The organism is Agromyces sp. SYSU T00194, assembly GCF_040496035.1.
In the GTDB taxonomy this organism is placed as follows: domain Bacteria; phylum Actinomycetota; class Actinomycetes; order Actinomycetales; family Microbacteriaceae; genus Agromyces; species Agromyces chitinivorans.
Genome location: NZ_JBEPJZ010000002.1, coordinates 325387 through 337247, shown reverse-complemented (window position 1 = coordinate 337247; position 11861 = coordinate 325387). Strand labels below are relative to the sequence as shown.

General features: G+C 70.9%; 11 protein-coding genes. 7 read left to right on the top strand and 4 right to left on the bottom strand.

From position 1 onward, the window contains the following. On the bottom strand, positions 1-2091 hold the full coding sequence (gene tkt / locus ABZK10_RS14390; RefSeq protein ID WP_353809989.1) for a transketolase: 2091 nt from the start codon (positions 2089-2091) through the stop codon (positions 1-3). A gap of 319 nt (positions 2092-2410) precedes the next feature. Here tkt and ABZK10_RS14385 point away from each other — a divergent pair, with 319 nt between their 5' ends. Further along, entirely contained in the window at positions 2411-3331 is a 921-nt protein-coding gene (locus tag ABZK10_RS14385; protein WP_353809988.1) for a heme o synthase, read from the top strand. Here ABZK10_RS14385 and ABZK10_RS14380 read toward each other — a convergent pair. Both ABZK10_RS14380 and ABZK10_RS14375 read right to left on the bottom strand, forming a co-directional pair. After that, positions 3328-3465, bottom strand: coding sequence for a hypothetical protein (locus ABZK10_RS14380; RefSeq protein WP_353809987.1), 138 nt, complete (start codon positions 3463-3465; stop codon positions 3328-3330). The genes ABZK10_RS14385 and ABZK10_RS14380 overlap by 4 nt on opposite strands. 46 nt (positions 3466-3511) lie before the next feature. Next, complete coding sequence (locus ABZK10_RS14375; RefSeq protein ID WP_353809986.1) at positions 3512-4447, bottom strand: COX15/CtaA family protein; 936 nt, start codon at positions 4445-4447, stop codon at positions 3512-3514. 257 nt (positions 4448-4704) lie between these two features. Here ABZK10_RS14375 and sufB point away from each other — a divergent pair, with 257 nt between their 5' ends. From sufB to ABZK10_RS14350, 5 genes are read left to right on the top strand one after another with little or no spacing between them, the layout of a single operon-like run. Beyond that, entirely contained in the window at positions 4705-6123 is a 1419-nt protein-coding gene (gene sufB / locus ABZK10_RS14370) for a Fe-S cluster assembly protein SufB (RefSeq protein WP_353809985.1), read from the top strand. Then, positions 6124-7335, top strand: coding sequence for a Fe-S cluster assembly protein SufD (gene sufD / locus ABZK10_RS14365; RefSeq protein WP_353809984.1), 1212 nt, complete (start codon positions 6124-6126; stop codon positions 7333-7335). Beyond that, positions 7332-7658: a non-heme iron oxygenase ferredoxin subunit gene (locus ABZK10_RS14360; protein WP_353809983.1), complete on the top strand. Its 327-nt coding sequence runs from the start codon at positions 7332-7334 to the stop codon at positions 7656-7658. The genes sufD and ABZK10_RS14360 overlap by 4 nt, the downstream gene beginning before the upstream one ends. A gap of 46 nt (positions 7659-7704) precedes the next feature. Beyond that, positions 7705-8469: a Fe-S cluster assembly ATPase SufC gene (gene sufC, locus ABZK10_RS14355; RefSeq protein ID WP_353809982.1), complete on the top strand. Its 765-nt coding sequence runs from the start codon at positions 7705-7707 to the stop codon at positions 8467-8469. 4 nt (positions 8470-8473) lie between these two features. Continuing rightward, positions 8474-8803 carry a metal-sulfur cluster assembly factor gene (locus tag ABZK10_RS14350; protein WP_353809981.1) on the top strand — a complete coding sequence of 110 codons (330 nt, stop codon included), beginning with the start codon at positions 8474-8476 and terminating at the stop codon, positions 8801-8803. An 81-nt stretch (positions 8804-8884) separates the two neighbouring features. On the opposite strand, the gene ABZK10_RS14345 is transcribed toward ABZK10_RS14350, so the two are convergent. Further along, positions 8885-10936 (bottom strand): M3 family metallopeptidase, encoded by a 2052-nt coding sequence (locus ABZK10_RS14345; RefSeq protein ID WP_353809980.1) that lies wholly within the window; start codon positions 10934-10936, stop codon positions 8885-8887. Positions 10937-10987: 51 nt separating this feature from the next. Between ABZK10_RS14345 and ABZK10_RS14340 the strand changes: the two genes are divergently transcribed. Next, positions 10988-11821 (top strand): methyltransferase domain-containing protein, encoded by an 834-nt coding sequence (locus ABZK10_RS14340; RefSeq protein ID WP_353809979.1) that lies wholly within the window; start codon positions 10988-10990, stop codon positions 11819-11821. Positions 11822-11861 lie beyond the last annotated feature (40 nt).

Genomic DNA, 11861 nt, shown 5'->3' with positions numbered 1-11861 from the left:
TCAGGACGCGAGCGTGTCCTTCGCGGCGGCGACCACGGCCTCGGCGGTGATGCCGAACTCGCGGAAGAGGGTCTGGTAGTCGGCGGAGGCGCCGAAGTGCTCGATCGAGACGCTGCGGCCGTGGTCGCCGACGTAGCGGCCCCAGGTGAGCGCGAGGCCCGCCTCGACGGAGACGCGGGCGGTGACCGCCGCGGGCAGCACGTGCTCGCGGTAGTCGGCGTCCTGCTCCTCGAACCACTCGAGGCTCGGCGCCGAGACGACGCGGGCCTGGACGCCCTCGGCGGCGAGCGTCTGCCGCGCCGCGATGGCGAGCTGGAGCTCGGAGCCGGTGGCGATGAGGATCACGTCGGGGGTGCCGTTCGGGGCCTCGGCGATGATGTACGCGCCCTTGGCGACGCCTGCGGCGGAGGCGAGGGTGTCGCCGGTGGCTTCGCCGTCGCCGCGTGCGAACACGGGGATGTTCTGGCGGGTCAGGGCGATGCCGGCGGGGCCGCCGCGGCGCTTGAGCATCTCGAGCCACGCGTGCGCGGTCTCGTTGGCGTCGCCGGGGCGCACGACGGTCATGTTCGGGATGGCGCGCAGTGACGCGAGCTGCTCGATCGGCTGGTGGGTGGGGCCGTCTTCGCCGAGCGCGACGGAGTCGTGGGTCCAGACGTAGATCGAGGGGATGTCCATCAGTGCGGCCAGGCGCACCGAGGGGCGCATGTAGTCGCTGAAGATGAGGAACGTGCCGCCGAACGCGCGGGTGGGTCCGTGCAGCACGATGCCGTTGACGATCGCGGCCATGGCGTGCTCGCGGATGCCGAAGTGCAGCACCCGCCCGTACGGGTTGCCGGCGAACTCGTGGGTGGAGTGCTCGGTCGGGATGAACGAGGCGGCGCCGTTGATGGTGGTGAGGTTCGATTCGGCGAGGTCGGCTGATCCGCCCCACAGTTCGGGCAGCTGTGCGGCGAGGGCGTTGATGACCTTCCCGGACGCGGCACGCGTGGAGACGTCCGTGCCGGCTTCGAACACGGGCAGGGCGCCTTCGATGTCGTCGGGCAGGTCGCCGGCGCGGACGCGGTCCAGGAGCGCCTTGCGGTCGGGGTTCGCGGTCGCCCAGGCCTGGAACGCGAGTTCCCACTCGGCGCGCAGGACGGCGCCGCGGTCCACGGCCAGGCGGGTGTGCGCGATGACCTCGGGGGCGACGGCGAAGTGCTGCTCGGGGTCGAAGCCGAGCACCTCCTTGGTCGCGGCGAGTTCCTCGGCGCCGAGTGCGGAGCCGTGGATCTTGCCGGTGTTCTGCTTCTTCGGCGCCGGCCAGCCGATGATCGTCTTCAGCACGATGATCGAGGGCTTGCCGGTCTCGGCCTTCGCGGCCTCGATCGCGGCGTGCAGCTGGTGCACGTCCTCGACGTACTCCCCGGTCTGCTTCCAGTCGACGGTCTGCACGTGCCAGCCGTACGCGGCGTAGCGTGCGGCGACGTCCTCGGTGAACGCGATGTCGGTGTCGTCCTCGATCGAGATCTGGTTCGAGTCGTAGATCACGACCAGGTTGCCCAGCTGCTGGTGCCCGGCCAGGGAGGACGCCTCGCTGGTCACGCCCTCCTCGAGGTCGCCGTCTGAGGCGATCACGTAGACGTGGTGGTCGAACGGCGACTCGCCGGCCGGCGCGTCCGGGTCGAACAGGCCGCGCTCGAACCGGGCCGCGTACGCGAACCCCACGGCCGACGCCAGGCCCTGCCCGAGCGGACCGGTCGTGATCTCGACCCCGTCGGTGTGGCCGTACTCCGGGTGCCCGGGCGTCTTGGACCCCCAGGTGCGGAGCGACTCGAGGTCCTCCAGCTCGAGCCCGTACCCGCCGAGGTAGAGCTGGACGTACTGGGTCAGCGAGCTGTGACCGGCGGAGAGGATGAACCGGTCCCGGCCGAGCCAGTCCTGGTCGGACGGGTCACGGCGCATGACCTTCTGGAAGAGCAGGTACGCCGCCGGCGCCAGGCTCATCGCGGTACCGGGGTGGCCGTTGCCGACCTTCTCCACCGCATCCGCCGCGAGGACACGAGCAGTGTCCACGGCCTTGTCGTCGATCGGCTCCCATTGCAGTGCTGCCACCTTGTACTGATCCCTTCGATCATTGGCTTGAGGCCGGGGCACTCCGCCTGCACCCCTCGTGAAGTGCCACGTCGACGGGCAGCACGCGATCCGTCGGAACGGATGGGGGTGGTTGCCGCGTCGAGGCAGGCACCCTCAGCATAGCGAGCGGCGTGTTCCACCGAGATTGCGTGACGCTCACGGCGTAACCGGTCGCCTGTGAGGCGTCGGGCGAACCGTCTGCGACGGGGCGGCGGCGGCGCATCCGCCCCGCAGTCATCGCCTAGACTTGACCGGGACGACCGCGCAGCCGAGCCCGTGCGCGCAACGAGAAGGAACGATGGACCAAGCCGTACGCACCCGTGAGCCCGGCACCACCATCGGGTTCCGTCGCAAGGCCGTTGCCTACCTTGCCCTCACGAAGCCCCGGGTCATCGAGTTGCTGCTCGTGGTCACCGCGCCGACCATGATCCTCGCGCAGGGCGGGCTGCCCGACCTCTGGCTGCTGGTCGCGACGCTGATCGGCGGCGCGATGAGTGCGGGGTCGGCCGGCGCCTTCAACTGCTACATCGACCGCGACATCGACCGGGTGATGCGCCGCACGCGCAATCGGCCCCTCGTCACCGGAGAGCTGAGCGACCGCGAGGCGCTCGTGTTCGCCTACGCGCTGGGCGCGGCATCCATCGTCTGGCTCGGCGTGTTCACGAACTGGCTCGCGGCGGCGCTCTCGCTCGCCGCGATCCTGCTCTACGTCGTCTTCTACAGCCTCATCCTGAAGCGACGCACGTCGCAGAACATCGTGTGGGGCGGCGTCGCCGGGTGCATGCCCGTGCTCATCGGATGGGCGGCCGTGACCGGCGAGCTGAGCTGGGCGCCGTTCATCCTGTTCTCGATCATCTTCCTCTGGACGCCGCCGCACTACTGGCCGCTGTCGATGAAGTACCGCGACGACTACGCGGCGGCCGGCGTGCCCATGCTCGCGGTCGTGCGCGGGCGCGCCCAGGTGGGCCTCCAGGTCATCCTCTACGCATGGGCGACGCTCGCCTGCTCGCTGCTGCTCATCCCCGTCGCGGGCATGGGAGTGCTCTACACCGCCGTCGCGCTGGTCACCGGCGGCTGGTTCGTCGCCGAGTGCCACCGGCTCTACGGCCTCGCGATCCGCCACGAGCAGGTCTCGGGCATGCGCGTGTTCCACTCGTCGATCGCGTACCTGTCGCTGCTGTTCCTCGCGGTCGGCATCGACCCGCTGCTGCCCTTCTAGGCGTCGGCCGACGCGGGTTCGGCATCCGTGCCGGAGCCGGGCGTTCCGTGGCCGTCGGCCCGCCCGGGCTTCCAGACCAGCCACTTGCGCGCCACCTCCGCCTCGACCTCGTCCGTGAGTGCAGCGATCTCCATGGCCCGATCATGCCGGTACCCGACGACGGGCGGGTGTCAGCGGGTGTCAGCGGGTGACGGCGTCCGCCGGGGCCGAGGCCTCAGCGGCGACCGCCGCGGGCGCCTTCAGGTGCAGCACGAACGCGGTCATCGTCGCGACGGCGAGGCACGCGAGCACCATGTGCGCGCCGACGAGGAAGGGTGGCAGGCCCGTGTTCGCCTGGATGAGCCCGACGGTGATCTGCACGGCCTCGACCGCGAGCAGCGCGAGCGCCCAGCGCCACGGCGCGAGGCCGCGTGCGAACCCGGCGATGAGCAGCACGAGCGTGAGCGCGAGCAGCACATAGGCGGGCCAGGCGTGCACGTGCTGCACGAACTCGGGGTCGAGGCCCGTGCGGGCGGCCCCGCCGTCGCCGGCGTGCGGACCCGAGCCCGTGGTCACGATGCCGGCGAGCAGCGTGACGAGCAGCACGGCGCTCGTCGCGTGGGCGAGCCCGGCGTACCAGCCTGGCACGACGCGCGTGCGCGGCCCGGGCACGAGGTGCATGCGGTGCACCAGGACGGTCGCGAGCGCGACGAGCCCTGCGGAGACCACGAAGTGCAGGCCCACGACGTACGGGTTCAGCTGCGTGAGCACCGTGATGCCGCCCACCACGCCCTGCAGCGGGATGCCGGCGCCCAGCGCGAACGCGATCCAGAACAGGTCGCGCCGCTGCCGGCGCAGGCGCCAGAGCAGCACGAAGGTGATGAGCGCGATCGCGATGAGCACGAACGTGAGCAGCCGGTTGCCGAACTCGATGACGCCGTGCACGCCCATCTCGGGCGTGGCCACGAACGACTCGTCGGTGCAGCGCGGCCAGGTGGGGCATCCGAGGCCCGACCCGGTCAGGCGCACGAGCCCGCCGGTGCCGACGATGACGATCTGTGACGCGAGCGACAGCCATCCGAAGACGCGGATGCGGCGGTCGACGTGGTCGGGGAGCCAGGCGACGAAGCGGTTCACGGTACTCGATCCGGGCGCGACGGTCTGGGACGGCGCTGGGAGTCCTGCCCCGGAGGGTCCGCGACCCTATAGACTTGTGTGGTTGGCGAGCATGCGCAGGCGCGCAGGACGCAGGAATGCGGCCGATGCTCGACCTCCATCTTAGGTACGCACTGCAGCCACCCGCACATCACTCCCGATCCGCGCTGCGCCTCGAACGCGGGGATGGGACTGAGCCGGACTGATAGCCGGTCGTCCGGGTGGAGAAGAGGAGAGCAATGACCGACGTCCTCATCGACCGTCCGGAGCTCGAGGGTCTCGGCCAGTACGAGTTCGGCTGGGCCGACTCCGACGTGGCCGGAGCATCGGCACGACGCGGGCTCTCGCCCGAGGTCGTGGCCGACATCTCGAACCTGAAGAACGAGCCGGAGTGGATGCTGAAGCGCCGCCTCCGCGCGCTCCAGCTGTTCGACCGCAAGCCCATGCCCAGTTGGGGCGCCGACCTGTCGGAGATCGACTTCGACAACATCAAGTACTTCGTGCGGTCCACGGAGAAGCAGGCCCAGACCTGGGAGGACCTGCCCGAGGACATCAAGAACACGTACGAGAAGCTCGGCATCCCCGAGGCGGAGCGCAAGCGCCTCGTCGCGGGCGTCGCCGCGCAGTACGAGTCCGAGGTCGTCTACCACCAGATCAACGAGCAGCTCGAGGCGCAGGGTGTCATCTTCATGGACACCGACACGGCGCTCCGCGAGCACCCGGAGTTCTTCGAGGAGTACTTCGGCACGGTGATCCCGGCGGGTGACAACAAGTTCGCCGCGCTGAACACCGCGGTGTGGTCGGGCGGGTCGTTCGTCTACGTGCCGCCGGGCGTGCACGTGGAGATCCCGCTCCAGGCGTACTTCCGCATCAACACCGAGAACATGGGCCAGTTCGAGCGCACCCTGATCATCGCCGACGAGGGCTCGTACGTGCACTACATCGAGGGCTGCACGGCGCCGATCTACAAGAGCGACTCGCTGCACTCGGCGGTCGTCGAGATCATCGTGAAGAAGAACGCCCGCGTGCGGTACACGACCATCCAGAACTGGTCGAACAACGTCTACAACCTCGTGACCAAGCGGGCGACCGCGGCCGAGGGCGCCACCATGGAGTGGATCGACGGCAACATCGGCTCGAAGGTCACGATGAAGTACCCGTCGATCTTCCTGATGGGCGAGCACGCCAAGGGGGAGACCCTGTCGGTCGCGTTCGCCGGCCCCGGCCAGCACCAGGACGCCGGCGCGAAGATGATCCACATGGCGCCGCACACGCAGTCGTCGATCGTCTCGAAGTCGATCGCGCGCGGCGGCGGCCGAGCCGGGTACCGCGGCGAGGTGCGCGTCGACGCGAACGCCCACCACTCGGCGAACACGGTGCGCTGCGACGCGCTGCTGGTCGACACGATCTCGCGGTCGGACACGTACCCCGCGATCGACATCCGCGTCGACGACGTGCACCTCGGCCACGAGGCGACCGTCTCGCGCGTGAGCGAGGAGCAGCTGTTCTACCTCATGTCGCGCGGCATGCCGGAGGACGAGGCGATGGCCATGATCGTGCGCGGCTTCATCGAGCCGATCGCCCGCGAGCTCCCGATGGAGTACGCCATGGAACTGAACAAACTGATCGAGATGAGCATGGAAGGATCCGTCGGCTGAATGACGTCCGCAATCCAGACGCCGCCCGTCGCCCCCGGTAGCAGGGCGCACAGCGACGGAGCCGGTGCATTCGTACCGGTCCAGACCCGAACCGAGCGCACGCGCTCGTACGACCCCGCAGACTTCGGCATGCCCGCCGGCACCGAGGTCGACTGGAAGCACACGCCGGTCGCCCGCATCGCCGGCGTCCTCGCCGACGTCGCGACCGACGACCGCCCGGGCGACCCGGCCGTGGCGTGGCAGCTCTCCGGCGCCGACGCCGTGACGGTGGGCACCCTGGCCGTCGGCCAGGCGCCCCGCGGCGAGGCGTTCACGCCGGAGGACCTGCCGAGCGCGCTCGCGTGGACGCACACCGACGAGGCGCTGCACGTGGTGGTGCCCCAGGACGTCGAGCTCGACGCGCCGGTCGTGATCAGCCTCACGGGCAACGGCGCCGAGCGTCGCGCCAACGGGCACGTCGTGCTCGAGGCGAAGCCCAACTCGCGCGGCACCATCGTGCTTCGCCACTCCGGCAGCACGACGTTCGCCCAGAACGTGGAGGTGCTCGTCCGCGAGGGCGCGAACCTCACCGTCGTGAGCGTCCAGGAGTGGGCCGACGACGCGATCCACGCCGCCGCCCACCAGGCGCGCGTGGAGCGCGACGCGTACCTGCGCCACGTCGTCGTCTCCTTCGGCGGCGGTGTCGTTCGCCTCAACCCGAGCGTCGAGCTCGCGGGCGAGGGCTCGGAGGCTGAGCTGTACGGCCTGAGCTTCTCCGACGCCGGCCAGCACTTCGAGAGCCAGGTCTTCCTGCACCACAAGGGGCCGCACACGCGCGGCGACGTGCTCTACAAGGGCGCGCTCCAGGGCGAGACCGCCCGCAGCGTCTGGATCGGCGACGTGCTGATCGGTCGCGACGCGGTCGGCACCGACTCCTACGAGGCGAACCGCAACCTCGTGCTCACGCCCGGCGCGCGCGCCGACTCGATCCCGAACCTCGAGATCGAGACCGGCGACATCCAGGGCGCCGGCCACGCGAGCGCGACCGGCCGCTTCGACGACGAGCAGCTCTTCTACCTCCAGGCGCGCGGCATCCGGGAGGACGAGGCCCGGCGCCTGGTCGTCATCGGGTTCCTCGCCGAGATCGTGCAGAAGATCCGCGTGCCGGAGCTCGAGGAGCACCTCGCCGCCGCGATCGAGGCCGAGCTCGCCGGCGGGGTGCTGCCGTCGTGACCGCCGTCCGCGTCTGCGACGTCGATGCGCTCGAGGCCGACCAGGCCCAGCGCTTCGTCGTCGAGGGCACGCCGATCGCCGTCGTGAAGGACGCCGCGGGAGCGGTGCACGCCATCGGCGACACCTGCACCCACGGCGACATCTCGCTCGCCGAGGGCTTCGTGGAGGACGACACGCTCGAGTGCTGGGCGCACGGGTCGAAGTTCTCCCTGAAGACCGGCAAGCCCCTCACCCTCCCCGCCTACGAGCCCGTCCCCGTCTACCGGGTGGAGCTCGTCGACGGCGGCGTCTTCATCGACCCGGCCGTCACCCTCAACGTCTGAATCCCCGACCACGGCGCCGCGCGCGCCGGGAAGTGAACGCAACAACATGTCTGTCCTCGAGATCAAGGACCTCCACGTCAACGTCGAGACCGATCAGGGCACCCGCGAGATCCTGCGCGGCGTCGACCTGACCATCCGCAAGGGCGAGATCCACGCGATCATGGGCCCGAACGGATCGGGCAAGTCGACCCTGGCCTACACGATCGCCGGCCACCCCAAGTACACGGTCGTCTCCGGCTCCATCACCCTCGACGGTGAGGACGTGCTCGAGATGAGCGTCGACGAGCGCGCCCGCGCGGGCCTGTTCCTCGCCATGCAGTACCCGGTGGAGATCCCCGGTGTGACCGTCACCAACTTCCTCCGCACCGCGAAGACCGCGATCGACGGCCAGGCCCCCGCGGTGCGCGGCTGGGTGAAGGACGTCCGCGAGTCGATGGCGAACCTGCGCATGGACCCGGCCTTCGCCGAGCGCAACGTCAACGAGGGGTTCTCGGGCGGCGAGAAGAAGCGCAACGAGATCCTCCAGCTCGAACTGCTGAAGCCCGAGTTCGCCGTGCTCGACGAGACCGACTCCGGTCTCGACGTCGACGCGCTGAAGATCGTCTCCGAGGGCGTCAACCGCGCCAAGGCGGAGACGGGCCTCGGCGTGCTGCTGATCACGCACTACACGCGCATCCTGCGCTACATCAAGCCGGACTTCGTGCACGTGTTCGTCGCCGGACGCGTGGCCGAGGAGGGCGGCCCCGAGCTGGCCGACCGTCTCGAGGACGAGGGCTACGATCGCTATCTCGACGGCGCGGCCGTAAGCTGAGGCCATGGTTTCGACGCTGGCACCGGAGAAGTTCGATCAGGTCGAAGAGGCCCTGAAGGACGTGATGGACCCCGAGCTCGGGGTGAACGTCGTCGACCTCGGCCTGATCTACGACCTCGGCTGGGACGACGAGCACGACGCGCTGATCATCCACATGACGCTCACGAGCGCCGGATGCCCGCTGACGGACGTGCTCGAGGAGCAGACCGCGCAGGCGCTCGACGGGGTCGTCGAGGCGTTCCGCATCAACTGGGTGTGGATGCCGCCGTGGGGTCCGGAGCGGATCACCGACGACGGGCGCGACCAGATGCGCGCCCTGGGCTTCGCCATCTGACGCACGTCGCGCGACGGGCCCTGCGCCCGCACGACGCAGCAACGCGCCGCCGCCCCCTCGGGGCGGCGGCGCGTTGGCGTCTCACGCGTCGCGGTCGAGCCCGCGGCGACGCAGCAGCGGCGCGAGTTCCGCGTCGCGGCCGCGGAAGTCGCGGTACGCCTCGAGCGGGTCGCCCGCGCCGCCGACGCCGAGGAGCCGGCGACGGAACCGCTCGCCGTTCTCGCGGGTGAGGCCGCCGTGCTCGCGGAACCACTCGACCGTGTCGGCGTCGAGCACCTCGCTCCAGATGTACGAGTAGTACCCGGCGCTGTAGCCGCCCGAGAAGGTGTGCGCGAAGTAGGTGCTCGCGTACCGCGGCGGCACCAGCGCGTCGTCGAGGCCGGCCTCCGCCAGCGCGCGCGCCTCGAACGCGGCGACGTCGTCGACCTCGTCGTCCGCGGTGATGCGGTGCCAGGCCTGGTCGAGCAGCGCCGCGGCGAGGTACTCGGCGGTGGCGTGGCCCTCGCCCCACTGCTCGGCGGCCAGCAGGCGGTCGACGAGCTCCTGCGGCATCCGCTCACCGGTCACGTGGTGGACGGCGTAGTTGGCGAGCACCTCCGGCCACAGCATCCACATCTCGTTGACCTGGCTCGGGAACTCGACGAAGTCGCGGTACACGCTCGTGCCCGACAGCTTCGGGTACGCGGTCTGGCCGAACAGGCCGTGCAGCGCGTGCCCGAACTCGTGGAAGAGCGTGCGGGTCTCGTCGTAGGTGAGCAGCGTCGGCGCCCCCGCGGCGGGCTTGGGCACGTTGAGGTTGTTGACCACCACCGGCAGCGTGCCGAGCAGCGTCGACTGCGTCACGATCGCGTTCATCCACGCGCCGCCGCGCTTGGAGTCGCGGGTGTAGAGGTCGTACACGTACAGGCCGACGGGGGAGCCGTCGGACTCGTGCACCTCGAAGACCCGGGCGTCCGGGTGGTAGGCGACGAGGTCCTCGCGCTCGGTGAAGGTGACGCCGTAGAGCTGCGCGGCGGCGAAGAACACGCCGTCGTGCAGCACGCGCTCGGCCTCGAAGTAGGGGCGCATCGCCGCGGTGTCGACCGCGTAGTCGCGCGCACGCACCTGCTCGGCGTAGTAGGCCCAGTCGGATGCCTCGAGCGGGCGCACGCCGGGGGTCTCGGCGGCGGCCTCGGCCAGGCGCTCCGCCTCCGCGCGGGCGTTGCGCGCCGCGGCGGGCGCCATCGCGCCGAGCATGTCCGCGACGGCGTCCGGAGTGCCGGCGGTCTGGTCGGCGGTGATGTACGAGGCGTGGTCGGCGAAGCCGAGGAGCCTCGCGCGTTCGGCGCGCAGGCGCACCGTCTCGAGCAGCACGTCCCGGGTGTCGTGCGCGTTGCCCCGGGCGCCGCGCGCCCGCGACGCCGCCATCACCCGGTCGCGCATCGAGGCGCTCGTGAGCGATGCGAGCCACGGCTGGCCCGTCGGCAGCACGAGCGTGATCAGGTAGCCCCCCAGTCCGCGCTCGGCCGCCGCTGCCGCCGCTGCGGACCGCTCGCCGTCGCTGAGTCCCGCGAGGTCGTCCGGGTCCTCCGTGTGCACCGCGAGGTCGTTCGTGTCGGCGTGGAGGCGCTTCTCGAAGCGGGTGGCGAGCGTGGAGAGCCGCTGGTTGAGCTCCTTCAGGCGCTCGGTGTCGGCGGCGTCGAGGCCCGCGCCCGCGAGCGTGAACTCGCGGTGGGTCCGCTCCAGCAGGTACCGCGACTCGGCGTCGAGGTCGAGGGCGTCCCGCTGCGCGTGCAGCGCGTCGATGCGGCGGTACAGCGCGGGGTCGAGGCGGATGGCGTCCTCGTGCGCCGCGAGGATCGGTGCGAACTCCTCCTCGAGCGCATCGGTGGCCGGCGTCGAGTCGGCCGAGCTCTGGTTCGAGAACACCTCGAGCACGCGTCGCAGGGTCTGGCCGCTCAGCTCGAGCGGCAGCATCGTGTTCGCGAACGTGGGCGGGTCCGCCTGCTCGGTGATAGCCCGCACCTCGGTGAGCTGCTCGGCCATGCCCTGCTCGAGTGCGGGGCGGTAGTGCTCCTCCCGGATCTCGGCGAACGGCGGCAACTGGTACGGGAGCGTGCTCGGCGTGAGCAGCGGATTGACGGTCTGGGCCATCCGTCCAGCCTAGGCGCGTCAGGCGGACGTCGACGCGCCTAGGCTCGTGTCATGGCAGCGGACATCGACCGGTCGGAGGTCGCACCCCGGGACGAGTACACGCACGGGCACCACGCGAGCGTCGTGCGCACGCACGCCTGGCGCACGGTGGCGAACTCCGCGGAGTACCTCATCCCGCACCTGCGGGCCGGCGCGCGGGTGCTCGACGTCGGCAGCGGACCCGGCACGATCACGGTCGACATCGCACGCCGCGTGGATCCGGGAATCGTGCGCGGCGTGGACGCGTCGGCCCAGATCGTGGCGCAGGCGTCCGGCCTCGCCGCGGACGCCGGGGTGCACAACGTCGAGTTCGCGGTCGACGACGCCTATCGCCTCGACGCGGAGGACGGATCGTACGACGTGGTGCACGCGCACCAGGTGCTGCAGCACCTGGGTCGTCCGGTCGACGCCCTCCGGGAGTTCCGCCGCGTCCTGAAGCCGGGCGGCGTGGCGGGCGTGCGCGACGTCGACTACGGCGGGGTCATCTGGTACCCGCTCATCCCGGCGCTCGACAGGTGGCTCGACATCTACCGCCGCGTGCACGTGTGGAACGGCGGTGATCCGCTCGCGGGCCGCACCTTGAAGCACTGGGCGGGCCGTGCGGGCTTCTCCCGCGTCGACGTGAGCGCGTCGATCTGGCTGTTCTCGAGCCCTGCGGAGCGCGAGTGGTGGGGCGGGTCGTGGGCCGAGCGCGCCGTGGAGTCGCAGTTCGCCGCGCACGCGATCGAGTCGGGCCACGCCGACTGGTCGGACCTGAAGGAGATCGCCGCGGGCTGGCGCGAGTGGGCGGCGCACGACGACGGGTGGTTCCTGATGCCGCACGGGGAGGTCGTGGCGCACGCCTGATCCGGTCGTCGTCGGCGCCGGGCGCAGATGCAAAGAAATC